General features: G+C 68.0%; 26 protein-coding genes. 10 read left to right on the top strand and 16 right to left on the bottom strand.

The window, feature by feature from the left end:
- The first annotated feature begins 12 nt into the window (after positions 1 to 12).
- Complete coding sequence (locus tag AGI3411_RS15360) at positions 13 to 357, top strand: glycine zipper 2TM domain-containing protein (RefSeq protein WP_129528232.1); 345 nt, start codon at positions 13 to 15, stop codon at positions 355 to 357.
- 13 nt (positions 358 to 370) lie between these two features.
- On the opposite strand, the gene AGI3411_RS15355 is transcribed toward AGI3411_RS15360, so the two are convergent.
- The 3 genes from AGI3411_RS15355 to AGI3411_RS15345 all read right to left on the bottom strand — a co-directional run bounded on the left by AGI3411_RS15355 (position 371) and on the right by AGI3411_RS15345 (position 2,947).
- Entirely contained in the window at positions 371 to 1,324 is a 954-nt protein-coding gene (locus AGI3411_RS15355; RefSeq protein WP_129528231.1) for an OmpA/MotB family protein, read from the bottom strand.
- The gene (locus AGI3411_RS15350) at positions 1,321 to 2,196 is read right to left on the bottom strand and encodes a motility protein A (protein WP_129528230.1); all 876 of its coding nucleotides are present in this window, start codon (positions 2,194 to 2,196) and stop codon (positions 1,321 to 1,323) included. Before AGI3411_RS15350 ends, AGI3411_RS15355 begins: the two co-directional genes overlap by 4 nt.
- Positions 2,197 to 2,368: 172 nt before the next feature.
- A complete protein-coding gene (locus tag AGI3411_RS15345; protein ID WP_129528229.1) occupies positions 2,369 to 2,947 on the bottom strand; it encodes a GNAT family N-acetyltransferase in 579 nt (192 codons plus the stop codon).
- Between the two features lie 103 nt (positions 2,948 to 3,050).
- On the opposite strand from AGI3411_RS15345, the gene AGI3411_RS15340 reads away from it, so the two are divergent.
- Positions 3,051 to 4,718, top strand: a complete 1,668-nt coding sequence (locus AGI3411_RS15340) for an NYN domain-containing protein (protein WP_129528228.1) — start codon at positions 3,051 to 3,053, stop codon at positions 4,716 to 4,718.
- Between the two features lie 36 nt (positions 4,719 to 4,754).
- Here the strand turns inward: AGI3411_RS15340 and AGI3411_RS15335 are convergent, their stop codons facing one another.
- Positions 4,755 to 5,579 carry an AraC family transcriptional regulator gene (locus AGI3411_RS15335; protein WP_129528227.1) on the bottom strand — a complete coding sequence of 275 codons (825 nt, stop codon included), beginning with the start codon at positions 5,577 to 5,579 and terminating at the stop codon, positions 4,755 to 4,757.
- Between the two features lie 94 nt (positions 5,580 to 5,673).
- On the opposite strand from AGI3411_RS15335, the gene AGI3411_RS15330 reads away from it, so the two are divergent.
- The 3 genes from AGI3411_RS15330 to AGI3411_RS15320 are packed head-to-tail and all read left to right on the top strand — an operon-like array spanning position 5,674 to position 6,793.
- Positions 5,674 to 5,940 carry a hypothetical protein gene (locus AGI3411_RS15330; RefSeq protein WP_043547935.1) on the top strand — a complete coding sequence of 89 codons (267 nt, stop codon included), beginning with the start codon at positions 5,674 to 5,676 and terminating at the stop codon, positions 5,938 to 5,940.
- A 42-nt stretch (positions 5,941 to 5,982) separates the two neighbouring features.
- Positions 5,983 to 6,489 carry a 2-thiouracil desulfurase family protein gene (locus AGI3411_RS15325; RefSeq protein WP_129528226.1) on the top strand — a complete coding sequence of 169 codons (507 nt, stop codon included), beginning with the start codon at positions 5,983 to 5,985 and terminating at the stop codon, positions 6,487 to 6,489.
- Positions 6,479 to 6,793: a hypothetical protein gene (locus AGI3411_RS15320; RefSeq protein ID WP_129528225.1), complete on the top strand. Its 315-nt coding sequence runs from the start codon at positions 6,479 to 6,481 to the stop codon at positions 6,791 to 6,793. The genes AGI3411_RS15325 and AGI3411_RS15320 overlap by 11 nt, the downstream gene beginning before the upstream one ends.
- Before the next feature lie 21 nt (positions 6,794 to 6,814).
- Here AGI3411_RS15320 and AGI3411_RS15315 read toward each other — a convergent pair whose 3' ends face one another.
- The 3 genes from AGI3411_RS15315 to AGI3411_RS15305 all read right to left on the bottom strand — a co-directional run bounded on the left by AGI3411_RS15315 (position 6,815) and on the right by AGI3411_RS15305 (position 9,154).
- Positions 6,815 to 7,792, bottom strand: coding sequence for a Bug family tripartite tricarboxylate transporter substrate binding protein (locus AGI3411_RS15315; protein WP_129528224.1), 978 nt, complete (start codon positions 7,790 to 7,792; stop codon positions 6,815 to 6,817).
- 257 nt (positions 7,793 to 8,049) lie between these two features.
- Positions 8,050 to 8,583, bottom strand: a complete 534-nt coding sequence (locus AGI3411_RS15310; RefSeq protein WP_129528223.1) for a hypothetical protein — start codon at positions 8,581 to 8,583, stop codon at positions 8,050 to 8,052.
- 118 nt (positions 8,584 to 8,701) lie between these two features.
- The gene (locus AGI3411_RS15305; RefSeq protein ID WP_129528222.1) at positions 8,702 to 9,154 is read right to left on the bottom strand and encodes a carboxypeptidase regulatory-like domain-containing protein; all 453 of its coding nucleotides are present in this window, start codon (positions 9,152 to 9,154) and stop codon (positions 8,702 to 8,704) included.
- Between the two features lie 137 nt (positions 9,155 to 9,291).
- Between AGI3411_RS15305 and AGI3411_RS15300 the strand changes: the two genes are divergently transcribed.
- Entirely contained in the window at positions 9,292 to 9,852 is a 561-nt protein-coding gene (locus tag AGI3411_RS15300) for a TetR/AcrR family transcriptional regulator (RefSeq protein WP_341867915.1), read from the top strand.
- A 72-nt stretch (positions 9,853 to 9,924) separates the two neighbouring features.
- Here AGI3411_RS15300 and AGI3411_RS15295 read toward each other — a convergent pair whose 3' ends face one another.
- From AGI3411_RS15295 to AGI3411_RS15265, 7 genes are all read right to left on the bottom strand, one after another.
- Complete coding sequence (locus AGI3411_RS15295) at positions 9,925 to 11,319, bottom strand: M20 family metallopeptidase (protein ID WP_129528221.1); 1,395 nt, start codon at positions 11,317 to 11,319, stop codon at positions 9,925 to 9,927.
- Entirely contained in the window at positions 11,316 to 12,305 is a 990-nt protein-coding gene (locus AGI3411_RS15290; protein ID WP_129528220.1) for an ABC transporter ATP-binding protein, read from the bottom strand. The genes AGI3411_RS15295 and AGI3411_RS15290 overlap by 4 nt, the downstream gene beginning before the upstream one ends.
- Positions 12,302 to 13,291 carry an ABC transporter ATP-binding protein gene (locus tag AGI3411_RS15285; protein WP_129528219.1) on the bottom strand — a complete coding sequence of 330 codons (990 nt, stop codon included), beginning with the start codon at positions 13,289 to 13,291 and terminating at the stop codon, positions 12,302 to 12,304. Before AGI3411_RS15285 ends, AGI3411_RS15290 begins: the two co-directional genes overlap by 4 nt.
- 2 nt (positions 13,292 to 13,293) lie before the next feature.
- Positions 13,294 to 14,211: an ABC transporter permease gene (locus AGI3411_RS15280; RefSeq protein ID WP_129528218.1), complete on the bottom strand. Its 918-nt coding sequence runs from the start codon at positions 14,209 to 14,211 to the stop codon at positions 13,294 to 13,296.
- Position 14,212: 1 nt separating this feature from the next.
- Entirely contained in the window at positions 14,213 to 15,130 is a 918-nt protein-coding gene (locus tag AGI3411_RS15275) for an ABC transporter permease (protein ID WP_129528217.1), read from the bottom strand.
- 63 nt (positions 15,131 to 15,193) lie between these two features.
- Positions 15,194 to 16,696 (bottom strand): ABC transporter substrate-binding protein, encoded by a 1,503-nt coding sequence (locus AGI3411_RS15270; RefSeq protein ID WP_244240365.1) that lies wholly within the window; start codon positions 16,694 to 16,696, stop codon positions 15,194 to 15,196.
- 140 nt (positions 16,697 to 16,836) lie between these two features.
- Positions 16,837 to 17,571, bottom strand: coding sequence for a GntR family transcriptional regulator (locus tag AGI3411_RS15265; protein WP_129528215.1), 735 nt, complete (start codon positions 17,569 to 17,571; stop codon positions 16,837 to 16,839).
- A 199-nt stretch (positions 17,572 to 17,770) separates the two neighbouring features.
- On the opposite strand from AGI3411_RS15265, the gene AGI3411_RS15260 reads away from it, so the two are divergent.
- The 3 genes from AGI3411_RS15260 (at position 17,771) to AGI3411_RS15250 (ending at position 21,433) form a co-directional block, all read left to right on the top strand.
- Positions 17,771 to 18,946 (top strand): pyridoxal-phosphate-dependent aminotransferase family protein, encoded by a 1,176-nt coding sequence (locus tag AGI3411_RS15260; RefSeq protein WP_129528214.1) that lies wholly within the window; start codon positions 17,771 to 17,773, stop codon positions 18,944 to 18,946.
- A gap of 109 nt (positions 18,947 to 19,055) precedes the next feature.
- Positions 19,056 to 20,108, top strand: coding sequence for a serine hydrolase domain-containing protein (locus tag AGI3411_RS15255; protein WP_129528213.1), 1,053 nt, complete (start codon positions 19,056 to 19,058; stop codon positions 20,106 to 20,108).
- Positions 20,109 to 20,422: 314 nt separating this feature from the next.
- Positions 20,423 to 21,433, top strand: a complete 1,011-nt coding sequence (locus AGI3411_RS15250; protein ID WP_129528212.1) for an aldo/keto reductase — start codon at positions 20,423 to 20,425, stop codon at positions 21,431 to 21,433.
- Positions 21,434 to 21,489: 56 nt separating this feature from the next.
- Here AGI3411_RS15250 and AGI3411_RS15245 read toward each other — a convergent pair whose 3' ends face one another.
- Both AGI3411_RS15245 and AGI3411_RS15240 read right to left on the bottom strand, forming a co-directional pair.
- On the bottom strand, positions 21,490 to 22,824 hold the full coding sequence (locus tag AGI3411_RS15245; RefSeq protein WP_129528211.1) for an MFS transporter: 1,335 nt from the start codon (positions 22,822 to 22,824) through the stop codon (positions 21,490 to 21,492).
- Between the two features lie 57 nt (positions 22,825 to 22,881).
- A complete protein-coding gene (locus AGI3411_RS15240) occupies positions 22,882 to 24,519 on the bottom strand; it encodes a GMC family oxidoreductase (RefSeq protein WP_129528210.1) in 1,638 nt (545 codons plus the stop codon).
- A gap of 194 nt (positions 24,520 to 24,713) precedes the next feature.
- Here AGI3411_RS15240 and AGI3411_RS15235 point away from each other — a divergent pair, with 194 nt between their 5' ends.
- Complete coding sequence (locus tag AGI3411_RS15235) at positions 24,714 to 25,562, top strand: IclR family transcriptional regulator (RefSeq protein ID WP_129528209.1); 849 nt, start codon at positions 24,714 to 24,716, stop codon at positions 25,560 to 25,562.
- Positions 25,563 to 25,714 lie beyond the last annotated feature (152 nt).

The raw sequence follows: 25,714 nt of genomic DNA, 5'->3' as shown, positions 1-25,714 counted from the left end.
GGGAGAATAATTATGGCCATCACCAAACGATTGATTCAAGTGGTGCTCGCGAGTGTGTTGGCGTTGGGCTTCGGCACGACGGCGCTGGCCGACAAGCAGACCCGCAACACGGTCATCGGCGCCGGGCTGGGCGGCGTGGCCGGCGCGCTGCTGTCGGATGGCGACCCTTGGGCCACCCTGGGCGGCGCCGCGGCGGGCGGGGTGCTGGGGAACGTCATTACGGGCGACGATGGCCGCGGCCATCGTCGCCATTGGGACCGCGATCGCGGGCGCGACCATTCCTATCGCCGTACCGGCTATCGCGGCCACGACAGCTATCGGGGCCACGATCGCGGGAACCGGCGCCACCGCCACTGACCGGGGCGGCCGCTCAGGACCGGGCGGGCGCGGCGGCCGGCGCCGCGCTTTGCGCCGCCTTCTGCGGCGCAGTGATGTCCATGATCAGTTCCACGCGGCGGTTGGCGGCGCGGCCCGACGGGGTGTCGTTGGACTCGAGGGGGCGTGTTTCGGCGTAGCCGACGGCGCGCAGGCGCTGGGGCGCCACGCCATCGCGCACGAGCTCGCGCAGCACGCTGGTGGCGCGGCTGCTGGACAGTTCCCAGTTGGAGGCGAACTGGCGGGTCTGGATAGGCACCGGGTCGCTGTGGCCTTCCACGGAAACCTGGTATTCGTTCTTGCCCAGGATGCCGGCCAGGCGCTTGATGACGTCCAGCCCGGCGGGGCTGAGGGTGGCCTGGCCCGAGGGAAACAGGAGTTCGTTGCTGATGCGGAAGCTGACGGACTGCTCGTTGATGATGACGTCCACCGAGTTGCCGAGATCGGCCAGGCCCAGGGATTCCTTGGAGGGCGCGCGCAGCGGCGGGGCGGCTTCGGCGACAACCTCGCCCTCCTGGGGCGCTTGCGCGCTGGCGACGGCGACGCTGGGCGCCGCGGCCGGCGCGGGCAGCTCGGCCCAGCTGGCGGGGATGGCGACCGCGTCGAATTCGGCGTATTCGCCGTCATACGCGGGCAGGCCGGTGGCGGCCAGCGTGCCCACCAGTTCCACCGGCTGCTCGGCGTTGCCGAAGGGCTGGCCGTGCAGGCGCGTGAGCGCCAGCAGGACGACCAGCAGCGCCAGCAGCAGGGTGATGAGGTCAAGGTAGCTCAGCAGCCAGTTCTCGGAATCCTGCTCGACGGATTCCTCGACGTGCCAGCGGGCGTGGCGGTCCTGGCGGCCGCTCTTGTCCTGGCGCCAGCCGCTGTCGGCGGATGCTTTCTGGGCGCGCAGCTGGGCCTGGCGGGCCTGCTCTATCCGCTCGGCCAGGGTGGGGGAAATCAGGCTCATTGGCGCGCGGCGGCGGGGCGGGCGATGGAGACGGGCTTGGCGGCGGGCTTGGCCTGGCCTTCGGCCTTGGCCGGCGCGCCCTTCGGCTTGGCGGCGACGCCGCCGTCGTAGATTTCGTCTTCGACGTGCATCACGAAGGAATTCAGGGTTTCACGCACGACGGCGGGGCCGCGTTTCTCGCACATCATGGCGATACCTTGCAGCACCATGTTCATGGACTCGACCCGCTTTGCGGTACGGCGTTCCAGCTTCAGGGCGATCGGCTTGCAGATCAGGTTCGCCAGCAGGATGCCGTAGAAGGTGGTCATCAGGCCGATGGCCAGTTGCTGCCCGATGGTCTGGATGCTGCCGTCGCCCAGCACCGACATCAGGTTGATCAGCCCGACCAGGGTGCCCAGCATGCCGAAGGCGGGCGCGAAGGTGGCCATGACGCGGAACATCTGGGCTTCGGCCTGTTCGCGGGCGCGCAGGCGCGCCACGCGCCATTGCAGCAGTTCGATGATCTGGTCTTCGGGCGTGTTGTCGATGATCAACTGCACGCCTGTGCGCAGGAAGGGGTTGGAAACCTTCTTGAGCTCCTCTTCGACCTTGCGGACATCGGTGTTCATCCACAGCTGGGCCATCGCGGCCAGTTCTTCGATGTCGCGCTGCTGGTCGTGCTGGTCGTTGCGGAAGACGGTGCGTACCAGCTTGAAGATGCGTATCACCTCCGATAGGGGGTAGGCGATGAACAGGGCGGCGCAGGTGCCGCCCAGCACGATGGCCAGGCCTGGCAGGTTGATGTAGAGGCCGGGGTCGGTGGCGGCCAGCGCCACGACGATGACCACGGTGAGCAGGCCGACGGCGGCGCCGATGACGGTAGACGGATTCATGGATCTTGCCCGATAACGAAGGCATCCCCGTGTGCGGAATGCCGGATTTTCGGGAATTCTAGCCAGGACCGGCGCCGCTCAATCGGCCGGAAAGCGGGGCGAAAAGGGCGGTAAGCGCCGGCTTGCCCCGGACAGACGGACAGGATCCGGCGGCGGATAAAACGGGGCCGGGTCAGGCGGAGGCGGGCGGGCGCGGATGGCGGGCGATCCACTCTTCGCGGGTGATCTCCCAGATCTCGGTGGGCAGGCGCCCGCTGACGTAGCCGCGTTCCTCCGTGCCGACCAAGCGCATCCCGCCGCGCCGGGAAATATTGCGCGAGGCGGTGTTGGCAACGGCCTTGGGGGCGCGCAGCACGGGTTTGCCCAGCACCTCGAACCAGTAGGCGGTGGCGGCCTCGCTGGCCTCGGTCATGTAGCCCTTGCCATGGTGGGCGGGGTCCAGCCAGAAGCCGCGGTTGTTTCCGGTGTCGTCGTCCATCAGGCTGACGATGCCGATCAGGACGTCCGGCTCCGCCCGCGTGCGGATGGACCAGTGCCACTGCGTGCCCTGGCGCATGGCGGGAATCGCTACCTGTTCAAGATAGACGCGGGCGCCGTCCGGCGGATAGGGCCAGGGCACCTGATCGGCCAGGAAACGCACCACTTCCCACTGCGGAAAGACGCGCTGGATGGCGTCCGCGTCCTGGATGGCCAGGGGCGGAAGGAGGAGGCGGCCGGTGGCGAGCGCGGGCGGTAAATGGCCGTCGGACATAGGGAGCGGGGCGGTGGCGCCGTGGTGGATCGACGGATATGTATATCATGGGCGACATATGGCGGCGTCTCGCCCGGCGGCCGCCTCTGAACCGGAGCAAAACATGAACAACCCCAACGAAAGCGTCAGCATGGCGCTTTTCTGCGATTTCGAGAACGTGGCGCTGGGCGTGCGCGACACGAAATTCAACAAATTCGACATCCGGCCCGTGCTGGAGCGCCTGCTGCTCAAGGGCAGCATCGTCGTCAAGAAAGCCTATTGCGACTGGGAGCGCTACAAGGAATTCAAGGCCCCCATGCACGAGGCCAATTTCGAGCTGATCGAGATCCCGCACGTGCGCCAATCGGGCAAGAATTCGGCGGACATCCGCCTGGTCGTGGACGCGCTGGACTTCTGCTACACCAAGTCCCACGTCAACACGTTCGTGATCATCAGCGGCGATTCCGATTTTTCGCCGCTGGTGTCCAAGCTGCGCGAGAACAACAAGAAGGTGATCGGGGTGGGCGTGAAGCAATCCACCTCGGACCTGTTGATCGCCAATTGCGACGAATTCATTTTCTACGACGACCTGGCGCGCGAGGGCCAGCGCAACGCCGAGGCCCGGCGCGATAACCGCGGCGCCGGCGGCGCGGCCGGTGGCCAGCGCCGCACCCCCGAAGAGGAGCGCCGGCGCAAGGAAGAGCAAGAGGCCCGCAAGACCCAGGCGGTCGAGATGGTGGTCGAGACCTTCGAAGCGCTGGTGGCCGAACGCGGCGACAGCGGCAAGATCTGGGCTTCGGCGCTGAAGGACGCGCTCAAGCGCCGCCGGCCGGATTTCAACGAGTCCTACTACGGTTTCCGCGCCTTCGGGAACCTGCTGGACGAAGCGCAATCGCGCGGCCTGCTGGAAGTGGGGCGCGAAGAGAACGCGGGCACCTATGTGTATCGGGACAGCACGGGCAGCGCGCCGCCCGTGAACCGGGCCGCTGGCAATGGCGGCTCCCGTCCTGCGCCGGCCCGTTCGCCGGCACCCGAGGCTGACGAGGCGCAGGAGGCGGGCGCGGCCCAGGAAGAATCCCGTTCCCGCTCCGCCCGCAAGTCGCGCGGCGGCCGCAAGCAGGGCGGCGCGGACAGGGCACCAGGCCAGTCCGCCGAGCAGGCCGCGGGCAAGGAAACCGCCGCTACGGTGCCGGATGCGCCGTCCGAATCGCCGGCCGCCACGCCGGTTCCCGTGCAAGCGCCCGCTGCCGTGGCCTCCCAGGACGACAGGGACGCCGAAGCTGCCCGGGAGCTTGCCAAGGAAGCCGCCGCGCTTGAAGCGATGCGGGCAGACGCCCTGGCGCGGGCGCAAGCGCCCAAGCCCGCGCAGGTGTCGCGCCTTCCGCCCATGCCCAAGCCCTTGCCGCAGGCTCGCCAGCCCTTGCCCGCGGTGAATCTTGCCGAATGGACCTTTGCCGAGCCCACAGCGGAAACGCGCCGCGAGCCTGCCGGCAAGGCCAAGGCGGCAGACCCGTTCGAAGGCGGCGTGGCAAGGGCCGGCGACAAGCCCGAGGCCAGCCAGCCCGCGGAGGACAAGCCCGCCGCGAAGCGCAGCACGGCCCGCAGCCGCACCGCCGCCAAGACGGCAGCAAGCAAGACGGCTGCCACCAAGGCCGCCGCGGCCAAGACGGCGGCCCCCGCCGAGCCCGCCGCCACGCCTGAGCCGCAAGCCAAGGCCGCCGCGGAGGCTCCCGCCAAGCCCGCCCGCAAGACCGCGGCCCGCCGCCCGAAGAAGGCGGCCGCCGAATCCTGAGCGCGCCCGTAACGCCGGGTAGGGCCGTCGATCGGCTCAGGGGCGTACCGGCCCTTCCTGATCCGCCGAGGCGCCGTAGCGACCCGGCGTGGTGCCCAGCTCGCGCTTGAACATGGCGATGAAGGCGCTGACGTTGTCGTAGCCCAGCTCCAGCGCCACGGCGGTCACGGCGGCGCCGCCCGCCAGCATTTCCTGCGCCCGCATCAGGCGGGCGCGCTGCCGCCAGGCCCCCACCGTCAATCCGGTTTCCGCAAGGTAGCGGCGCGCCAGCGTGCGCGGCGCCATGCCGATGGCGCCAGCCCAATCTTCCAGCGACCGGGTGTCCGAAGGCTGGTCCGACAGCGCGATCGCCAGGCGCTGCAGCCGGGGTTCCCGGGGCAGCAGCAGGGCTGCGCCGGCGCGCGGCAGGGTGCGGATCTCATCCCGGATCAACTCCACGATGCGGCGGCCCGAAGGGCCGGACGATTCGGCCGCGCCCTCGTGCCAGCCCGCGGCGCGCTCGACGGCCGCCAGCAGCAGGGCCGAAGCCTGCAGCACGCAAGGCGCTTGCGGCAGGCCGGCGCAGGCGGAGGGGCTGAGGTACGCGCTGTAGCCCGCATAGGGGCCATGGGAGCGCAGCCCATGCGGCTGGCCGGGAGGAATCCATACCGCCTGCTGCGCGGGCACCACCCATTGGCTTTCGCCGGCATAGACGGTCAGCAGGCCCTGATAGGCGCCCAGCAACTGGCCGCGCGCATGCTGGTGCGTGGCGGTGTGCCGCAGCGCGCCGTCGTGGCGGCTGACGGCGATCAGGCGTGGGCCCCCGCGCGACCGGGCGCGCCCAGGATCCAGCAATGGGCGCGAAAGGGCGGAAGTAGGCATTGGCAAAAATACCGTATTGATTGACCGGAATAACGCAGACTAGCCAGGGTGGCGGGTCTATCGTAACGCCTGTATCGGAACAGCGGGAGCAATCATGCGGGCACAGGACGTTCTGCCGGATGGCAGGGATCAAGGCGATTTCAATGGCGTGAAGGTGCGCAAGGGCACGGTCGGGGCATTCCTGGCCAACGCGCGCGTCTGCATCGATCCGGAAGCCCCGGCAAGCGCCGTAGCCGCCGCCAGGCGCGATATCCAAGAGGCCTTGCCCGCGCTGCGCGCGCTGGGCCTGTTCGAAGTGCTGGAGGTGCGCGATCCGGCATTGCGGGCGTGGCTGGGGGCGCAGGACGCGGGCGGCGCGTGATGCCGTGTTCTATCATCCCGGCTTTGGATCCGGGATTCGGGCATGCAATACGTTCTGGTCAGCTCCTGTCTGTTGGGCAAGCCCGTGCGCTACGACGGGCGCGGCGTTTCCCATGACAACACGGTCCTGGCGCGCTGGCTGGAGGAAGGCCGGGTGGTGTCCGTCTGCCCGGAAATGGCGGGCGGCCTGCCGGTGCCCCGGCCGCCCGCCGAGATCGAGCCGGACGCCGATGCGGCCGCCGTGCTGGCCGGCCGCGCTCGCGTCATGGCGGCGTCCGGAGAGGACGTGACGGCCCCGTTCGTGCGGGGCGCCCAGGAGGCGCTGGCCGCCGCGCGCCGGCATGGAATCCGCATGGCGGTACTGAAAGAAGGCAGCCCGTCCTGCGGCAGCGGCTATGTCTACGATGGCCATTTCGCCGGCCGCAAACAGCCCGGCATGGGCGTGACGGCCGAACTGCTGGGCCGGGAGGGTGTGCGCGTATTCAGCGAAAAGCAGTGGCCCGAGGCCCAGGCCTGGCTGGCCGGCCTGGAGGCGGACGATGGCGGCTAGCGTGGCGGCGTGGCTGGCGCTGCTGGCCGTGGCGGGCGGCGCGGCCCTGGCATGGAAGATGGCGGGGCGCGCCGGGCGCAGCTGGCTGCTGCGGGCGGCCGGCGGGGTCTGCATGGGCCTGTCCGGGCTGAGCTTCTATGCCTGGTACGCGCAATACCTGAAATGGGATTTCAATGAACTGGGCCGCTACTACGATCCGGTCGACCAAGTGGTCTATACCGACTCGGGATTCGTCTGGATCCTGCCGGCCGGCGCCTTGCTGATCGCGGGCCTGCTGTGCCTCTGGCGGGCAGGGCGGCGCTGATCCGCCAGCCCGCCGCCGCGTCTATTCGCTGCCGATTTTGGCTTCCTTCACGATCTTGCCGTTGTCCGCGTATTCCTTTTGCACCTGGGCCGCGAACTGTTCCATGGTGCCCGGCGACATGATGTTCAGCGCGTCGGTCAGCGGCTTGCTGATGTCCGGCATCGCGGCGATCTTGTTGATCAGGCCGTTCATGCGCGCGCGGAACTCCGGGCTGGTGCTGGCCGGGGCGAAGAACCCGAAGGTGGACGTCATATTGGCCATGGGGTAGCCCAGTTCGGCCAGGGTGGGGGTGTCCGGCCGGGCCGGCAGCCGCACGGGCGAGCCCACCGCCAGCAGCTTCAGCTTGCCTTCGTCGATCAGCGCGTTGATCGGGCCGGAGGCGTTGACCAGCATCAGCGTGAACTGGCCGCCCAGCGCGTCGGGCACCATTTGCGCCATGCCCTTGTACGGCACGTGGGCGATGCGCACGCCGGCCTGGCCGTTGATCTGTTCGAGCATCAGATGGCCCAGCGAACCGACGCCGGCCGTCGCCAGCGACAGGCCGTCGGGGTCGGCCTTGGCCTGGGAAAGCATGTCCTTGAACGTCTTGCCCGTGAACTTCGGGCCGCCCACCAGATAGACCGGCGAATACATGACGGCGGCCACGGGCGCCAGGTCCTTCAGCGGGTCGTACAGGGTCTTCATCACATGCGGCGACAAAGTCACGGGGCTGACGGCGGTGAAGCCCAGCGTGTTTTCGTCATGGGCGCGGGCTACGGCGTTCATGCCGATCATGCCGCCCGCGCCGCCACGATTCTCCACCACGACGGGCTTGCCCAGTTCTGCCGCCAGCTTCTGGGCGAACGCGCGGGCGGTGTTGTCGACGATGCCGCCGGCGCCGTAGGGCACCACGATGGTCATGGACTGGCCCTTGGCGTCGGTCTGGGCGTGTGCGGCGCCAGAGAGCGCGCAGGCCGCGCCGAGCGCGCATAGCCCGGCGATCCGCTTGAAATTCAACATGCTTTCTTTCCCCTTGATGCCCGGCGGTCTACGCCTGGGCGCAATGACGGCCGTCCAACGCGACGCGCCGGCATGCAGTTTGTGCATGCCGGCGCGCAGAGACAACCGGGTATACCCGCAGAGAAGGACACGGGGATGCAGCGATAGGGGCCTTTGCATCAAAGCGGCCTCCTCGAACCGCCGCGCAGCGGATCCGGCTCCGCCGGTCCGCCAGCGCCGCCCCCTGTGGGGGGCCGCGTAGCGGGTAGGGGGAGAGCCTACCTCTTCATGCAGGAATCCAGCATGCGGTTGTAGGTGTCCACCGTGACCTGGGTGGTCCATTGCGTCGGGGTGGCCGGGTCATAGCCGCTCTGGTTCATGGCCCAGCGCCGGCAGTCCGTGCTGGCGCCGGCCTGCGCCGCATCGATGGGCGGCGCGGATTCGTATTGCTGCGCCGGCGCGTACTGCGGCTGCGCGGACGCGTAGGCGGGCGGCGGCTCATACAGAGGCGCGTCATAGACGGGGGAGGCATACACGGGCGGGCTGGTGTAGCCCACGCCGGGCGCGTAGACGCCCGCCTGCGCGTAGGACGGGCCGGAGTCCGCCGCAAGCATCAGGCCGACCGCGGCCAGCGCGAACGCGCCGCCTATCCACCAGCCGCTGGAACTGCTGCTGCCGCTGTGGTGATGGTGATACCCGCCGCCATGGCCGCCGCCCCAATAACCGCCATGTCTGCCGCCCGCGATCGCGGGCGCGCTGGCCACCGCCAGAGCCAGCGCCGCGATGGCCGCCCGGCTCGAAAACCGCTTCATGATTCCGCTCCTTGTGCGCCCGGGCGGGCGCGTTGCGCTGCCCGGGGCGATACCGTTACTTTACCGCCGCCCCCGGCGCGACAACCTGTCTCAAGCGCTACCGGGATTTCAACCCGTTTCAGGACTTGCGGCGCGGAGCCTGCGGCAGTTGCTCGTTGTTGCACGGACGGGACTTGCCGGCCTGCAACTGGATCCGCGCCTCGTCGTCGAAACCCGAGGGTTCGCGGTTCAGGGTTGCGTACGTTTCGTAACCCTCTTTCTCCACGCACCAGTTCCAGAAATAGACCTGGGATCCATGCAGCATCATGGATTCCGCGCGCCATTCGCGGATCGCCTGGAAAGTGGCTACGCCATCGGATCCGCTGCGCGCTTCATTGCGGAAACGCTCCCGGCCATAGGGATAGGAACTGCTGATCAGGACGACCCGGGCATCCGCCACGGGCTGCGAGCCTGGGTCCAGCACGGTGATGCGCGCATCGGGCTGCATCGTCTTGTAGACGGGGTAGGGCACGCAACCGGAACCGAGGACGGCAAGGGGGATCGCAAGGGCGGCGGGCCAAACGCGCAACATCAAGGTCATCGACGGAAAGTATCGCTTCTGAAGGAGTGGCTAAAAGTGCTGAACGGTAGTATTTTCTCGCGATGATTACGGCCCCGCCCCCCACTTCATCGCAAGACAAGCGTCTCACTAAAGGTGAACGCACCCGCTTGCAACTCCTGGAGGTCGCCGCTGCGGAGTTCGCCGAACGCGGATTCCAGCATACCCGGATCAGCGACATCGTCGCCCGCGCCGGCGTGACCCAACCCGTCTTTTATCAGTATTTCACCAGCAAGCAAGCCGCCTACGATGAACTGGTGGGCATGTTCGCCCAGCGCCTGCGCCACGCCGTCGGCCAGGCGCGCCTGCCGGCCGGGCTGGCCGGGGCAGAACTGGCCGGCCGCATCCGCCGGGGCGTGAACGGCCTCTTGAGCATCCTGCAGGAAGATCCCAACCTCACCCGCATCGGTTTCTTCCAGGTCGCCGCCGCGGAGGCCTTGAAGGACGAGCTGGTGGCGATGATCGCCGACAACGTGCGGGCGGAACAGCAGGCGGGCCTATTCAGGTCGGAGGTCCGCGCCGATTGGTTCGCGCAATCGCTGATGGGCGCCATCGAGCGCTTCACCCGGCAAGCCCCCGACGCGGAGCAGCGCGAGGCCCAGGCGGATTTCATCACAGACCTTTTTCTCGACGGCATGCGAATACGGCAGCCGCCCGGATCAGCCTCCTAGCCGGAGGCTTTTTTTTGGGGTTCGTTCCTGTTTCTTAGGCCTTATCAAGGCATTCATCACTCCCTGATACGTTCAGCGCGCCAGCGCGGGCGTGCCGCCTGCGCCCAAGTCCCAGTACAGCCCTGTCATCAGGCTCAGCGCCTGGCGCAGCAGTTCCGGCGGCAGGTGTTCGTTCGGGGCATGTTGGGAGCAGCCGGGGTAGGAGTGCGGCACCCAGATCGTGCGCAGTCCCAGCACGTCCGTGAAGATGTCGTTGGGCAGCGATCCGCCCAGGTTCGGCAACACGGCTGCCTTGGCGCCCGAGGTGCGTTCCAGCGATTCGACCGCCCAGCGCACCCACGCGTCTTCGGGGTCGATGCGCGTGGCGCGGAACATGCTTTCGCGCGTGAGGGTGATCTTGACCATGGGGAAGCCCTGGCGGTCCAGGTGGCGACGTAGGGCGGGAATGAGTCCGTCCGGATCGACGCCCACCACGAAACGCAGCTGGCAGCGCGCCCAGGCCTTGGGGGGAATGGCGTTGACGGGGGTGTCGGGGTTGCCGGTCTTGTAGGCCAGGACCTCGAACGAACACCAGCCGAATACGCGTTCCGCGGGCGACAGCCCGGGTTCGCCCCAGCCGGGTTCGATTTCGGGCCCGTCCGCGCCGCCGTCTACCTGGCAATCGGCCAGGGCGCGCCGCACCGCGGCGGGCAATTCCGCGGGCACCCATTCCGGGACGCGGATCTGGCCCGTGGGCGACACCAGCGTGGAGATCGCGTGGGCCAGCTGGATACCCGGGTTGGAGATCAGGCCGCCCCAGTTGCCGGAATGGTGGCCGCCGGCGCGGGCGTCGATGCTCAGGTCGAAGTTCAGGCTGCCGCGCGCGCCCAGGAAGACGGTGGGGCGTTGCGCGCTCAGGCGCGGCCCGTCCGAAGCGATGAGCAGGTCGGCCGAGAGCAGGGCGCGGTGTTCATCGCACAGCTCGCGCAGGCCCATGGAGCCGGTTTCCTCGCCCATTTCGATCAGGTATTTGGCGTTGAACCCCAGCTTGCCGCGCGTTTCCAGCACCAGCCGCAAGGCTTCCATATTGATGGTGTGCTGGCCCTTGTTGTCGGCAATGCCGCGGCCGTACCAGCGGCCTTCCGATTCGGTCAGCGCCCAGGGCGATAGGCCTTCCTTCCATTCGCGCTCCAGCCCCCGGATGACGTCGCCGTGGCCGTAGCCCAGCACGGTGGGCAAGGCCGGGTCCTCGATGCGTTCGGCATACAGGAAGGGCGCCAGCGCTTTCGGGTGGGTCAGCGTCCGGCACTTGAAACCCAGGGCTTCGAAGGCCGGGCGGATCTCGGATTCCAGATAGTCGGCCAGGACCGCGGCGCGGTCGGGGTTCTGGCTTTCGGTGGGCATCGCCAGGCGGCGCGCCAGCAGGGAGCGGAAGGCGCCGGAATCGAAACACTGTTCCGCCTGGGAGATGGCATGTGCGCGGGTCATGATGGGTTGGCTCCGGTCGGGGAAGAGGGGGGAAGGGGATAGAGGTGGCAGGCCACCAGGGTGTGTTCGCGATCGGCCAGCGCCGGGCGCTCCGTCTTGCACTGGGCCATGGCGTGCTGGCAGCGCGGATGGAACGGACAGCCGGGGGGCGGGCGCAGCGGATCCGGAAACGACAGGCCGAGACCCATGTCCGGAATGCCCAGGCCGGGCTCGGGCGTCAGCACCGACGCCAGCAGCGCCTGCGTGTAGGGGTGGCGGGGATCGTGGAAGAGCTGCGCGGTGGCGGCGGATTCCACGACCCTGCCCAGGTACATCACCGCCACGTGGGTGGCGATATGCTCCACCACCGCCAGGTTGTGGCTGATGAAGACGTAGGTCAGGTTGAATTCGCGCCGCAGGTCCATGAGCAGGTTCATGATCTGCGCCTGCACCGATACGTCCAGCGCGGAAGTGGGCTCGTCGCAGATGACGATCTCGGGATGCATCACCAGCGCCCGCGCGATGGCCACGCGCTGGCGCTGCCCGCCGGACAGCTGGCCCGGCGTGTTGTGGGCCAGCCGCGGCGGCAGCCCCACGCGTTCGAGCATCTCGATGGCTTTGTGCTGCCTGGGATTGTCGATGCCGTGCACTTCCAGGGGCAGGGAGACGATCGACGCGATCGAGCGCCGCGGGTTCAGCGAGGAATACGGGTCCTGGAAAATCGGCTGCACGCGGCGGGCAAGCGCGCGCCGGTCCAGGCTGCGAATGTCCTGGCCGTCCAGCCGCACCGCGCCGTCGGTCGGGGGCGTCAGGCCCAGCAGCATGCGAGCCAGCGTGGACTTTCCGCAGCCCGATTCGCCGACGATGCCGAGCACCGCGCCGCGTTCCACCGCCAGGTCTACGCCATTGACGGCATGCAGGGTGCTGCGCGGCCGGAACATGCCCGAGCGGATCGAGAACTGCCGGCTGACGGCGTCGGCTTGCAGCAGGGGGCGCGTCGGGCTCATGCCAGGACTCCTTCCGGATGGAGAATGCAGCGCCAGCGCTGTCCGGTGCCGGCGCCGTGCACGGGCACGGTCTCGCGGCAGCGCGCCTGCGCGTGCGGGCAGCGGTCACGGAAGGCGCAGCCTTGCAGATCGCCCACCAGCGCGGGCACGACGCCGGGAATCGTGCCCAACGCTGCGCCGGGCGGCGTCCGGCCAGGCACCGGAATACAGCCCAGCAGCCCCTGCGTGTAGGGGTGGCGGGGCGTGGCGAAGAGTTCCGCCACCGGTCCTTCCTCGACGATCTGGCCCGCATACATCACCGCCACCTGCCGCGCGATGCGCGCGACCACGCCCAGGTCATGGGTGATCAGCACCATGGCGATGCCGAGCTCGGCCTGCAGGTCGGCCAGCAGCCGCAGGATCTGCGCCTGGATGGTGACGTCCAGCGCGGTGCTGGGCTCGTCGGCGATCAGCAGCTCGGGCCCGCACATGAGCGCCATCGCGATCATCACGCGCTGGCGCAGCCCGCCCGACAGCTGGTGCGGATACTGGGCCAGCCGCTGCCCCGCCGAGGCGATGCCGACTTTTTCCAGCAGCTCCACGGCCCGGTCGCGCGCCTGCTGCGCGCTTGCCTTGCAGTGGTGGATGTAGTGTTCGGTCAGTTGTTCGCCGATGGCGTAGGCGGGGTTCAGGGCCGTCATGGGCTCCTGGAAGATCATGGCCATCTTGCTGCCGCGCAGGGCATTGACGCGTCGCCCGCGTGCGGCGGACAGGTCTTCTCCCAGCACCGCCAGCCGGCGCGTGCGGCGCTGCGCGGCCTTGGGCAGCAGGCCCATGATGGCCAGCGAGGTCATGGACTTGCCGCAGCCCGATTCCCCGACGAGGCACAGCGTTTCGCCGCGCCGGACCTGGAAGGACACGTCGCGCACCGCGTGCAGGGGGCCGCGCGGCGTGGCGATGTCGACAGTGAGGCCCTGCACGTCCAGGACGATGTCGTTGTCGGCCATGGTCAGGCCCTCTCTTCAGGCGTCAGGAGTTGATGGAGCCCATCGCCCGCCAGGTTGATGGCGAAGATCAGCAGGGCCAGCGCGGACCCGGGAATGGCGATCAGCCAGAATGAGAAGAACATGTACGCCTTGGCCTCCGAGATCATCAGGCCCCAGGACGGCAGCGGGGGCTGCACGCCCAGCCCCAGGAAGGACAGCGACGCCTCCAGCAGGATGGCGCTGGCCGCTTCCAGCGTGGCGATCACGATCAACTGCGGCACCACGTTGGGCAGCACCTCGCCCCAGACGATGCGCCAGGTGGAGGCGCCGGCCGCCTGCGCCGCGGCCACGTATTCCAGCGAACGCACCTGCTGGGTGGCGCTGCGCATGACGACCGCATAGCGGTCCCACTTGAGCAGCCCCAGCACCAGGATGACGACCCAGAGCGAGCCGCCCACGATGGCCACCGTGGCCAGCGCCACCAGGATCACGGGCATCGACAGGCGCGTGGTAACCAGGAAGGAGACGGCCATGTCGATCTTGCCGCCGAAGTAGCCGGCCGCCATGCCCATGGCCGTGCCGATCAGGCCGGAGATCAGCGCCACACTGACGCCGATCAGCAGCGAGATGCGGGCGCCGTAGAACAGGCGCGACAGATAGTCGCGGCCCAGCTGGTCGGTGCCCAGCGGATGCAGCCAGGTTCCCTTGGCGTACCAGACGGGCGGCGCGGTGCGGTACGCCAGGTCCTGGAAGTAGGGGTCATGCGGCGAGATCCAGGGCGCGAACAGCGCCACCAGCACGATGGCGAGCAGGATGCCGCCGCCGGCCAGCAGCGCTTTGTTACGCCGCAGGCGCCGCCAGCGCAGGGCGGAGGCGGAGATTTCCAGCGGCGCCTGCGAGGGCGTGCCGGGCACGGGCGGGGTGAGGGTGGGCGTGGTCATGTCAGGACACCCGGATGCGAGGATCGAGCCACGCGTTGGCGATATCGGAGGCGAGGGTCAGGAGCACGTAGAGCACCGACAGCAGCAGCACGATCAGCTGCATCACGGGGTAGTCCTTGTAGGTGATGCTCTGGTAGGCCAGGTAGCCCAGGCCGTCCAGCGCGAAGATGGTCTCGATGACGACCGAGCCGCCCAGCAGATAGCCCAGCTGCACGGCCGCCAGCGCCACCACCGGCACGATGGCGTTACGCAACGCGTGCTTGAAGACGACCTTGCGCGCCGGCAGGCCCTTGGCCCGGGCGGTGCGGATGTAGTCGGCCGCCAGCACCTCGATCATGCCCGCGCGGATCAGCCGCATGAAGGCGGGCGCTACGTAGTAGCCCAGCGCGATCGCCGGCATCACGAAATGCTGCCAAGTGCCGCTGCCCGATACCGGCAGCAGGCGCAGCGAGATCGAGAACAGCATGATCAGGATCAGCGCGAAGAAGAAGTTGGGCAGGGCCTGCCCCAGCACCGCGATGGCCAGGCAGATGCGGTCGATCAGGCTGCCCTTGTACAGCGCGGCCAGCACGCCCAGCGGAATGGAGATCAGCAGCGCGAAGCCCAGGGCGGCCAGGCCCAGCATCAGCGTGGTCGTGAGCTTGGACAGGATCAGCGGCCCGGCTTCGGTCTTGAAATACACCGAGGTGCCGAAATCACCCTGCAGGATATGCCAGAGCCAGTCGGCGTATTGCACCGCCAGCGGCCGGTCCAGGCCGTAGGTCTTGCGGATCATTTCGATATCGGCCTGCCGCGCGCCTTCGCCGGCCAGGGCCAGCGCCGGGTCGCCCGAAAGGTGCAGCAGCAGGAACGCCAGGATCGAGACGGTCAGCGCCACCAGCACCGCCAGGCCCAGGCGCCTGATCGTGAAGTAAAGCATAGGACTTCCTCTCCGTTGCGCTGCGCCGGGCCGGCGCGCGGCCGGCCCGGCGCAGCCTGCGCCTTACTTCCAGCTCATGTCCCAGAAGCGCACAAGTTCGTCCGAGTAGGGCTTGAAGTTCACGTCCTTGGTGGCGACGTAATAGGCCGGCAGTGTCCACAGGGGCACCGCGTAGGCCTTCTGCGCGATCAGGTCCAGCGCCTGCTTGTAGGCGGCCTTGCGCGCGCCGCTTTCGATCGTGTGGTCGCCCTTGTTGAGCAGGTCCCGCACTTGCGGGTCGCGGGTGATGTCGTCGTTGCCGAAGGCGAAATACACCGGCGTGGAGGCGGACACGTCGTTCACCAGGTTCGAGCCCCAGGTCTGGTGCGTGAGCGAGGCCTTGTTGGCGCGGATCATGTCGCGCATGGCCGCGTACTGCAGGAAGTTCAGCTTGGCGCGGATGCCGACCGCCTGCAGGTAGTTGATGATGGCTTCGGTCTGGTTGCGCTCGCGGTAGGCCACGATGTCGATGTCGAAGCCGTTCGGGTAGCCGGCCTCGGCCAGCAGCTTCTTCGCCTGCGCCGGGTCGTACTTGTAGACGGGGGCGCCTTCCTGGGTGCAGCCCACCTGCGACGGCGTGCAGATGGTGTTGATGAGGCCGCCGCCTTCGCCCACGATGTTCTTGAGCATGGACTCGCGGTCGATCGCGTGGATGATGGCGCGGCGCACGCGTTCGTCCTTGAGCTGCGGCGCGGGCGTGCCTTCCAGGATGTTCATCTGCATGAAGACGATGCGCATCGTGTTGCCCGTGACCATCTGCAGCGAGGGCATCGCGCCGAGCTGTTCGGCCTGGTCCTTGGGCACGCTCATGATCAGGTCTTCGCCGCCCGAGATGACCTCGGCCATCTGCGTCTGGCGGTCGGGGATGAAGCGGATGACGACCTTGCCGATCTTGGGCTGCGCCTTGGGCGAATCCTTGAAGTAATCGGCGTTGCGTTCCAGCGTGATGGATTTGCCGGGCTGGTAATCCACGACCTTGTACGGGCCCGAGCCCACCGGCTTGGCGTTCATGCCCTTGGGGCCGACCTCCTTGTAGTACTTGGCGGGATGGATGGCAGCGGTGGTGGACAGGTATTCCTTGGCGCCGGGGAAGGGCTCCTTGGTGGTCAAGCGGACCTTGTACTTGTCGATCTTCTCGACCTTGTCGATCCAGGCCACGTTCTGCTGCGTCACGGCCTTGTTCTTGGGATCCGCGACGTAGTTCAGCGTGTACACCACCGAGTCGGCGTCGAATTCCTCGCCGTTGTGGAATTTGACGCCCTGGCGCAGCTCGAACTCCATGGTCTTGTCGTCGATCTGCTTCCAGCTCTTGGCGAGCTGCCCCTTGTACTCATTGGTGACCGGGTCGCGGTAGAGCAAGGTGTCCCAGACGTTGGCGGCGATGATGACGCCGATCCGCACGTTGTTGTAGTAGGGGTCCACGCTTTCGGGCGCCTGGTCGTAGGCCATGCGCAGCGTGTCGTCCTTTTTGCCGGCCAGGGCCGGCTGGGACGCCACGGCGGCGCAGGTCAGCACGGCGGCGGCCAAGACTTTCAGCGGGGGGAAGCGGCGGAGGAAAGGCGGGGATGATACGGGGGGGACGCGGCAATCGGCCATGGCGAGGCTCCTGTGGAAGTCACTGCACGTACTGCGTATCTACTGCGTATCCGTCGGGCGGGTAAGGGGTGTCAGTCTGAATCGGAGGGCGGGGCGAGCGCGTGGCTCAGGGTCTTGAGCGCGGCGTCGCACTTGCGCTGCAAATGCTGGCGCATGATGCCGGCCAGCCTGTCGGCGTCGCGCGCCTCCAGGGCCTCGGCCATTTCGATGTGCTCGCGCATCGCCAGATCCCATTTCTGGCGGTTCTCGTTCGACACGAACCGCAGGTTCTGGATCCGCGCGTTCTGGGCGTCGTACAGCTGCTTGAGCAGGCTGTTGTGCGAGGCCAGGCTGATGCGTTCGTGGATCTCGCGGTTGGTCTGGAAGTAGGTGGGCAGGTCGCGGCGCGCGTGGCTGGCCATCATTTCGTAGGTAAGCGCCCGGATCTCGGCGATCTCCTGGTCCGTGGCCCGTTCGCAGGCCAGCCGGCAGGACATGGCTTCCAGGCCGCCGATGACCTCGAAGGCCTCGCGGATGTTGGCCTCGGACAGCGCCACCACCTGAGCGCCCCGGTTCGGCTCGATCTGCACCAGGCCTTCGGCGGCCAGCAGGCGGAACGCTTCGCGCAAGGGCGTGCGGGACACCCCCAGTAGGTCGCAGAGCGCGCGTTCGTTCAGCCGCGAGCCGGGCGGGAATTCCCCCTGGATGATGTGCTCGCGCAATTGCCCGGCCACCGTGGCCGGCAGCGTGCGGCTGCCGCCGGCGCGGGCCTCGGTCACGCCGCCAGTGGGCGCGGCCTCGGGCATCAGGCTAGGAACGCTGCTCATTGGTATACAAATATTCCCCATGTTTTGCGGAACTATAAACCTGGATGGCGCGTGGTCTGATGGGTGTATACCCTAGGTTATTTACGTAAAAACAATGGGATAGAGTGACGTATGCTGCAAGTCCGAATGCCGGGTAAACGCTGTTTGTCTGCCGGCACCTCCCATTGGTATACAAAAAAATTCCACTTTGGGGCTACGCATGCTTACCCTGAACAACCATCCGTCCGGCCGGCATTTTCTGCAGATTCCGGGGCCTACCAATGTGCCCGACCGCGTCCTGCGCGCCATCGACCAGCCCACCATCGATCACCGCGGACCGGTATTCGGCGCGCTGGGGCTGGCGGTGCTGGGCGGCATCAAGCAGGTGTTCCAGACGCAATCGCCCGTGGTGATCTTTCCCTCGTCCGGCACGGGCGCCTGGGAGGCCGCGCTGGTCAATACGCTGTCGCCCGGCGACCGGGTGCTCATGGTGGAGACCGGCCATTTCGCCAGCCTCTGGCGCAAGCTGGCCGGGCGGCTGGGCCTGGAGGTGGACTTCCTGGAAGGCGACTGGCGCCATCCGGTGGACGCGGCGGCGATCGGCGCGCGGCTGGCGCAAGACGCCGGGCGCGCGATCAAGGCCGTGTGCGTGGTGCACAACGAAACCTCCACTGGGGTGACTAGCGATATCGCGGCCGTGCGCAGGGCGATCGATGGCGCGGGGCATCCCGCGCTGCTGATGGTGGACACGATCTCGTCCCTGGGGTCGATCGACTACCGCCACGACGAATGGGGCGTGGACGTGACGGTGGCCGGCTCGCAGAAGGGCTTGATGCTGCCGCCTGGCCTGGCCTTCAACGCCGTCAGCGCAAAGGCGCTGGCCGCGGCCGACGGCGCGCGCCTGCCGCGTTCCTACTGGGACTGGCGCGAAATGCTGGCGGCGAACGAGCGCGGCTATTTCCCCTACACCCCTTCGACCAATCTGCTTTACGGGCTGCACGAGGCCCTGGCCATGCTGCAGGAGGAAGGCCTGCCGCAGGTATACGCGCGCCATTCCCGCCACGGCCACGCCACCCGGCTGGCGGTGGAGGGCTGGGGGCTGGAACTGCTGAGCCTGGATCCGGCCGCGCACAGCCCGGCCCTGACCGCCGTGGTGATGCCGGCCGGCCACAGCGCCGACGCCTTCCGCAAGGTGGTGCTGGACCGCTTCGACATGTCGCTGGGGCAGGGCCTGGGCAAGCTGGCCGACCGGGTGTTCCGCATCGGCCACCTGGGCCATTTCAACGACCTGACGCTGTGCGGCACGCTGGCGGGCGTGGAAATGGGGCTGGCCGCGGCAGGCGTGCCCCATCGCCCGGGCGGCGTGCGCGCGGCGATGGAATTCCTGAAGGGGTAGAGGGCCCCCTCCAACCCGCTTGCGCGGGCCCCCAAGGGGGCGGCACCGGCAGGGCTGGATCCGCGGCGCCCCGATTGAAAACACGCAGTAATGATGACGAGGAAAACGAATGAATACGCTCATGCAGCAGGCGATCCAGTTCGCCAATGACCATGAATCCGCCTGGGACCGCAGCGTCAAGGGCAATTTTGGCGTGCACCTGAACGATCCGCCGCCCTGGAACCGGCTTCTTGGCCCCATCCACGACCGCGGCCCGGTGTCGGGCGTGGTGGCCGTCGACGGCAAGACCATCGCCTCCTGGGGCGAGCCCGATCGCGCCGACCTGACGTTCAGCGTCGCCAAGCTGTACCTGGCGATCCTGGCGGGCGTGGCGCACGATAGCGGCCTGCTGCCGGACGTGGATGAACCGGTCGTCAAGCGCGTGCCCGGCATCGGCTTCGACAGCGGCCAGAACGCCGACATCACCTGGCGCCACCTGCTGCAGCAGACGAGCGAATGGGAAGGCGAGCGCTTCGGCGTGTCCGACCAGGCCGACCGCTACCGCGCCGTCACCTTCGGCGTGCCGCCCGACGGCAAGAAGGGCGATGCGCGGCCCCTGCAGCGCCCCGGCACGTACTGGGAATACAACGACGTGCGCATCAACCAGCTGTCGTATGCGCTGCTGCACCTGTTCCGCAAACCCTTGCCCGAGGTCTTCCGTGAAGCCGTCACGCGCCCGATCGGTGCCAGCGAAGACTGGCAATGGGTGGGCTACGACAACGCCTGGGTCGAGATCGACGGCCAGCGCATGCCGTCCGTGCCGGGCGGTTCGCATTGGGGCGGCGGCATGTCCATCAGCGCCCGCGATCAGGCGCTGATCGGCCAGATGCTGCTGAACGGCGGGCAGGCCAACGGCCGTCAGGTCCTGTCCAGCGAATGGATTCAGGCCATGCGAACGCCTTGCGAGATCGCGCCGTACTACGGCTATTTGATCTGGCTGAACCACGAAGGCCGGGTGTTCCCCAGCGTGCCGGCCTCCAGCTTCTTCGGCGTGGGCGCGGGCAGTTCGTTCACCTGGGTCGAGCCCGAACGCAAGATGGTCGTGATCGTGCGCTGGCTGGACTCGGCCCATGCGGATGCGCTGTTCGGCAAGATCCTGGCGGCGGTGGACGCGGGCGTCTAGAGCGTTTTTGGCTTGGCTTCTGAAGTTCAGGATCTAGGATGTGGGAGGCTTCGAGCTTGCGGATGTCGGGGTTCTAAACCGCCGAGGTTGCCCTGCGCCATTCCGATGCTCGCCCCGGTGGGGCTGCGCTTCGGATGGCTCCGGGGTCCTCGGCTGACAGCGGCCTAATGCGATGGTGTTTTTGCCGCCGGGCCGCCCCAAGGCAAAACGCCCCCTTGGGGGGCAGCAAGCCGAAGGCGCGGCATTTGACGGGCGCGGGCTTGCCGTTGCATGCTCGCGTCTAATCCATTTCTGTGAATGAGAGGAAGCTAGCCATGAACTACCGCCGACTGGGCCGCAGCAATCTCCGGGTATCGCCCCTCTGCCTGGGCACCATGATGTTCGGGGAACAGACGCCCGACGACGAAGCCGCGCGCATTGTCGCGTCGGCGCGCGACCACGGCCTGAATTTCATCGACACCGCCGACGTCTACAACGGCGGCCGTTCCGAAGAAGTGGTGGGCAAGCTGCTGAAGGGCCAGCGCCACGACTGGGTGCTCGCCAGCAAGATCGGCAATCCGGTAGGCAAGGGCCCGAACCTGTCGCACTATTCGCGCCAATGGCTGATCCGCGGGGTAGAGACCAGCCTGTCGCGGCTGGACACCGATTTCATGGACATCCTTTACCTGCACCGCGACTTCCACGAGGAGAACCTGGAAGAGGCGCTGTGGGCGCTGGGCGACCTGATCCGCGCGGGCAAGCTGCGCAGCTTCGGCCTGTCGAATTTCCGCGGCTGGCGCATCGCCGAAGTGATGCGCCTGTGCGAGAAGATGGGCGTGCCGCAGCCGGTGGTGTGCCAGCCTTACTACAACATGCTCAACCGCGGCCCCGAAGTGGAAATCCTGCCGGCCTGCCGCCACTACGGCCTGGGCGTGGTGCCCTACAGTCCGATCGCGCGCGGGGTGTTGACCGGCAAGTACCTGCCGGGCCAGGCGCCGGCGGCGGACACGCGTGCCGGGCGCGGCGATGCCCGCATCCTGGCGACCGAGTTCCGCGAGGAATCGCTGCAGGTCGCCCAGAAGCTGGTGGCGCACAGCGCGGCGCGCGGCGTGCAGCCCGGGCACTTCGCCACGGCCTGGGTGCTGGCCAATCCCGTCGTCACTGCCGTTATCGCCGGGCCTCGCACCCTGGCGCAGATGGACGACTACTATGCCGCGCTGGACGTCGCCATCACGGCCGAGGACGAAGCCGTCGTGAACGGCTGGGTCATTCCCGGCCATGCGTCCTCGCATGGCTACAACGACCCGAACTATCCCTTCTACGGCCGGCCCGTCGCGGCCGCCTGAGGCGGGCCGCGCCGCCGCCAACCCGATCGCGGGCGTCGCGGCCCATGCCGCATGCGTCATGCCTTGCGCAGGCTCGCCGGCGGCAGGGGCGCGGCGGCGTCCGCCTCGGCGGGCTGCCCCCCGCGCCCGATCAGCCAGGCGCACGCCGCCGACACCACGCCCGAGAACAGCACGTACAGGCAGATCAGCCAGGGCTCGCCTCCGCCCGTCTTGAGCAGCGCGGTCGCGATGATGGGCGTGATGCCCGAGGCGAAGATCCCCGAGAACTGGTAGACGAAGGAAATGCCGGTGTAGCGCACCTTGGCGTCGAACAGCTCGCAGAACAGCGCGGCTTCCGGCCCGTACACGGCCGCGTACAGGATGCCGAAGGGCACGATGATGGCCAGCCAGATCAGCATGACGCTGCCCTGGCTGTTGAGCATCAGCCAGAAGCCTGGGAAGGACGCCAAGGCGGTAATGAGCGAGCCCCAGAAATAGACTCGCGTGCGCCCGACGCGGTCGGACAGGCGGCCGAAGAACGGAATGAAAAAGCACATGACCAGGGCCGCGGCCATTACGCCGATGAGCGCCTCGGTGCGCGTGATCTGCACGGTCTGCGTAAGATACGAAATCGAGAACACGCCGAACACATTGAAGAACACTCCGTCGATGTAGCGCGCGCCCATGCCCTTGAAGACGTTGCCCGGGTAGCGCTTGAACATGTCGGCAAAGGGAATGCGGCTTTCGGCGTTGTTCTTCTTGACCGCCGCGAATTCCGGCGTTTCCTTGATGTTCAGCCGGATGTACATGCCGACCGCCACCATGACCGCGGATACGAGGAAGGCGATCCGCCAGCCCCAGGCCATGAACTGCGCGTCGGTCAGCAGGGTGGACAGCAGCGCCACCGTGCCGGACGCCAGGCACAGCCCGATCGCCAGCCCGATCTGCGGCAGCGACGCGTAGAACCCTTTCTTGCCGGGTGGAGCGTACTCGTAGGCCATCAGCACCGCGCCTCCCCATTCGCCGCCCAGCCCGATGCCCTGGAACACGCGCAGGAGCAGCAGGAGAATGGGCGCCCAGATGCCGATGCTGGCGTAGGTGGGCACCAGGCCGATCAGGAAGGTGGCCACGCCCATGATCATCAGCGTCATCACCAGCATGCTCTTCCTGCCGATGCGGTCGCCGAAGTGGCCGAAGATCAGCCCGCCCAGCGGCCGGGTGATGAAGCCCACCGCGAAGGTGGTGTAGGCCAGCATGGTGGAGATCACCGGGTCGCCGGCGGGGAAGTACAGCTTGTTGAACACAATGCCCGCGACGACGCCATACAAGAAAAAGTCGTACCACTCGATGGTGGCGCCGATCAGCGACGCGGCGACGACTCTGCGCACCGCGGCTTCGTTCTGCTTGGCCATGTCTAGCCTCCTTTGGTGTAGTGGCGGGCCAATCTGCGTTGTCCTGCGCCGTGGGGGTCAGGCGGCGACCTGCTGCGTCTGCCTGATGTCCTGCCGGAGGTCCTGCAAGATGAAATCGGCCGCGCGTTCGGCCAGCATCACCACGGGCACGTTGGTGTTGCCGGACACGAGCGTCGGCATGATCGAGCAATCGACGACGCGCAGCCCCGTCACGCCGTGCACGCGCAGACGCTCGTCCACGACCGCCATGGGATCGCTGGCCGGCCCCATCCTGGCGGTGCCCGACGGGTGGAAGATCGTGGCCCCGTACTCACGGCAGAAGTGCAGGATCTCGTCGTCCGTGCGCACGTCGGGCCCCGGGCGGAATTCGCGCTTCATCATGCCGGCCAGCGGCGGGGTGGAGGCGACCTTGCGTGCGTACTTGACGGCGGCCACCGTCATGCGCTGGTCCAGCTCCGTCGACAGGTAGTTCGGCTGCATCGACGGCGCCTCGAACGGGTCCGCGCTGCGCAGGCGCACGTGGCCGCGCGAGGACGGCCGCAGCTGGCACACCGAATAGGTGCATCCTGAAAACGGATGGACCTTGCCGCCGGCCATGTCGGCCGACAGCGTCGCGAAATGGAACTGGGTGTCGGGCGTGCGGCTGGCGGGATCCACGCGGCAGAACAGTCCGCCCTGGTTGATGCCCACGGCCAGCGGGCCGCTACGGAACAGCAGCCACTCCAGGCCGATGCGGGCGCGGCCGGACAGCGTGCGCAGCTGGTCGTTGGTGGTGATGGGCCGGGCGGTCTCGTAGATCAGCCGGATCTGCAGGTGGTCCTGGAGGTTTTCGCCCACGCCGGGCAGGTCGCGCACGATGCCGATGCCGAACTGGCGCAGCAGCGCGGCGGGGCCCACGCCGGATAGCTGCAGCAGCTGGGGCGACTGCAGCGCGCCGGCGCACAGCACTACCTCGCGGCGGGCGCGCACCGTGCGCACCTGCCCGTGCTGCCGGTAACGCACGCCGCAGGCGCGGGTGCCCTCGAACAGGACGGCCATCGCGTGCGCGTCGGTCTCCACGCGCAGGTTGGGGCGCCTCTGGGCGGGCCGCAGGTAGGCGACCGCGGTGGAGCAGCGGCGGCCGTTGCGGGTGGTGAGCTGGTAGTAGCCCACGCCTTCCTGGTCGCCGGTATTGAAGTCGTCCACGTGGGGAATGCCAAGGCTTTCCGCGGCGGCGATCAGGCCCTGAACGAGCGGATGCGGCGTCTTGATGGAGGTGGCGTTGAGCGGGCCTTCGGTGCCGCGCGTGGGGCCGGGGCCCAGGTCATTGTTCTCCAGCTTGCGGAAGTAGGGCAGGCAATCGTCCCAGCTCCAGCCGGGGTTGCCCGCGGCGGCCCACGCGTCGTAGTCGCGCTGCTGGCCGCGGATGTAGATCAGGCCGTTGATGGCGCTGGAGCCGCCCAGCGTGCGGCCGCGCGGCCAATAGATGCGCCGATCCAGCATGTTGGGGTCGGGATCCGTGTAGTAGCCCCAGTTCACCACCTTGTGAAACATCGTCTTGCCATACCCGATGGGGATATGGATCCACGGATAGCTGTCCTTGGGGCCGGCTTCCAGCAGGCAGACGGCATGTTTGCCGCTGGCGCTCAGCCGGTTGGCCATGACGCATCCGGCCGAGCCGGCGCCTACCACGATGTAATCCACGGTATCGGACATGTCCGAGAGCTCTCCCTGCACCAGGGCGCCGCGCGCCTGGTCGAAAGCCGATGGCGCGTTTACCCTGCTTGTCGTTGTGGGGCGCACTTATATACTGGATCGAGGGTCCGACACTGTGCGGGCCTTCGTGCATTTGTGGCGATTCTAGGTAGCGGTCGCGCGGAACAAAGCACAACAAGCGCAAGGGCGGGAAAGTGGAACAGAATATGCAGATTCGGTTTCAAAATCGCAGTGCAGCATCGGAACCAACGATGGACGGCGCGGCCGGCGAGACGCAGGAAGCGTCGCGTTCGCTGCGCGCGCTGGTGGTGCTGGAACACCTGGCGCGCGCCCAGCATCCACCCACGCTGGCCCAGCTGGCGCAGCGGCTGGACATGCCGAAGACCACCTTGATGCGTCTTCTGGCGCCCATGCAGCGCGCGGGCTTCGTCGCCGCCACGCCTACCGAGAACGGCTACGTGCCGGGCCCGCAAGCCTCGATGCTCGCCCTGGCCACGCTGCGCGCGTCCGCCTTCACGCGCGCCTGCCGCGCCGTGCTTGCGCAATTGGTCGGCACGCTGGGCGAAACCTGCAACCTCACCGCGCCCGATGGCGACCGCGTGGTCTACATGGAGCGCGTGGAGACCGCCGAGCCCTTGCGGCTGTTTTTCGCGGTGGGTAGCCACGTGCCCATGCATTGCACCGCCAGCGGCAAGCTGTTCCTGGCGTCCATGAGCCGCCTGGAGCGCGGCCGGGTGTTGGCGCGGCTGCCGCTCACGCGCAATACGCCGCGCACGCTGACGGACCCGGCCAGCCTGGAAGCGGAACTGGAGCGCCTGGCCGCAAGAGGCATCGGCATCGACAACGAAGAGTTCGTGCGCGGCATGAGTGCGGTGGCGGTGCCGGTGCGCGACGCGGACGACCGCGTCGTGGCGGCGGTAGCCTGCCATGCGCCCACGGCCCGCGTGATGCTCGACGACCTGCTGCGCGCGGTGCCCATCCTGGAGCGCGCGGCGCAATCCATGCGCGAGGTGCTGGCGCAGCACCGTGCGGGCGCGGGCTGAGCGCGGCCCGCGGGCGCTTCAGGCGGAAGGCTTGAACAGCTCGGGTGGCAGCCTGGCGACGGCGTCGTAGGTGAACCGGATGTGGCTGGCGAGCAGGTCGCAGGCGCGGCCGGCGTCGCGGGCGAGGGTGGCGTCGAGGATGCCCCGGTGTT

The sequence above is a fragment of the Achromobacter agilis genome (assembly GCF_900496965.1).
GTDB classification, from domain to species: domain Bacteria; phylum Pseudomonadota; class Gammaproteobacteria; order Burkholderiales; family Burkholderiaceae_B; genus Achromobacter; species Achromobacter agilis.
Note: the sequence above shows the minus strand (reverse complement) of the source record. Positions and strands in the feature narration are given on the sequence as shown.

What these genes read in the sequence shown, in the direction of transcription:
- AGI3411_RS15360 (WP_129528232.1), top strand. Translation starts at nt 13, where the DNA reads ATGGCCATCACCAAACGATTGATTCAAGTGGTGCTCGCGAGTGTGTTG.
- AGI3411_RS15355 (WP_129528231.1), bottom strand. Translation starts at nt 1,324, where the DNA reads ATGAGCCTGATTTCCCCCACCCTGGCCGAGCGGATAGAGCAGGCCCGC.
- AGI3411_RS15350 (WP_129528230.1), bottom strand. Translation starts at nt 2,196, where the DNA reads ATGAATCCGTCTACCGTCATCGGCGCCGCCGTCGGCCTGCTCACCGTG.
- AGI3411_RS15345 (WP_129528229.1), bottom strand. Translation starts at nt 2,947, where the DNA reads ATGTCCGACGGCCATTTACCGCCCGCGCTCGCCACCGGCCGCCTCCTC.
- AGI3411_RS15340 (WP_129528228.1), top strand. Translation starts at nt 3,051, where the DNA reads ATGAACAACCCCAACGAAAGCGTCAGCATGGCGCTTTTCTGCGATTTC.
- AGI3411_RS15335 (WP_129528227.1), bottom strand. Translation starts at nt 5,579, where the DNA reads ATGCCTACTTCCGCCCTTTCGCGCCCATTGCTGGATCCTGGGCGCGCC.
- AGI3411_RS15330 (WP_043547935.1), top strand. Translation starts at nt 5,674, where the DNA reads ATGCGGGCACAGGACGTTCTGCCGGATGGCAGGGATCAAGGCGATTTC.
- AGI3411_RS15325 (WP_129528226.1), top strand. Translation starts at nt 5,983, where the DNA reads ATGCAATACGTTCTGGTCAGCTCCTGTCTGTTGGGCAAGCCCGTGCGC.
- AGI3411_RS15320 (WP_129528225.1), top strand. Translation starts at nt 6,479, where the DNA reads ATGGCGGCTAGCGTGGCGGCGTGGCTGGCGCTGCTGGCCGTGGCGGGC.
- AGI3411_RS15315 (WP_129528224.1), bottom strand. Translation starts at nt 7,792, where the DNA reads ATGTTGAATTTCAAGCGGATCGCCGGGCTATGCGCGCTCGGCGCGGCC.
- AGI3411_RS15310 (WP_129528223.1), bottom strand. Translation starts at nt 8,583, where the DNA reads ATGAAGCGGTTTTCGAGCCGGGCGGCCATCGCGGCGCTGGCTCTGGCG.
- AGI3411_RS15305 (WP_129528222.1), bottom strand. Translation starts at nt 9,154, where the DNA reads ATGTTGCGCGTTTGGCCCGCCGCCCTTGCGATCCCCCTTGCCGTCCTC.
- AGI3411_RS15295 (WP_129528221.1), bottom strand. Translation starts at nt 11,319, where the DNA reads ATGACCCGCGCACATGCCATCTCCCAGGCGGAACAGTGTTTCGATTCC.
- AGI3411_RS15290 (WP_129528220.1), bottom strand. Translation starts at nt 12,305, where the DNA reads ATGAGCCCGACGCGCCCCCTGCTGCAAGCCGACGCCGTCAGCCGGCAG.
- AGI3411_RS15285 (WP_129528219.1), bottom strand. Translation starts at nt 13,291, where the DNA reads ATGGCCGACAACGACATCGTCCTGGACGTGCAGGGCCTCACTGTCGAC.
- AGI3411_RS15280 (WP_129528218.1), bottom strand. Translation starts at nt 14,211, where the DNA reads ATGACCACGCCCACCCTCACCCCGCCCGTGCCCGGCACGCCCTCGCAG.
- AGI3411_RS15275 (WP_129528217.1), bottom strand. Translation starts at nt 15,130, where the DNA reads ATGCTTTACTTCACGATCAGGCGCCTGGGCCTGGCGGTGCTGGTGGCG.
- AGI3411_RS15265 (WP_129528215.1), bottom strand. Translation starts at nt 17,571, where the DNA reads ATGAGCAGCGTTCCTAGCCTGATGCCCGAGGCCGCGCCCACTGGCGGC.
- AGI3411_RS15260 (WP_129528214.1), top strand. Translation starts at nt 17,771, where the DNA reads ATGCTTACCCTGAACAACCATCCGTCCGGCCGGCATTTTCTGCAGATT.
- AGI3411_RS15255 (WP_129528213.1), top strand. Translation starts at nt 19,056, where the DNA reads ATGAATACGCTCATGCAGCAGGCGATCCAGTTCGCCAATGACCATGAA.
- AGI3411_RS15250 (WP_129528212.1), top strand. Translation starts at nt 20,423, where the DNA reads ATGAACTACCGCCGACTGGGCCGCAGCAATCTCCGGGTATCGCCCCTC.
- AGI3411_RS15245 (WP_129528211.1), bottom strand. Translation starts at nt 22,824, where the DNA reads ATGGCCAAGCAGAACGAAGCCGCGGTGCGCAGAGTCGTCGCCGCGTCG.
- AGI3411_RS15240 (WP_129528210.1), bottom strand. Translation starts at nt 24,519, where the DNA reads ATGTCCGATACCGTGGATTACATCGTGGTAGGCGCCGGCTCGGCCGGA.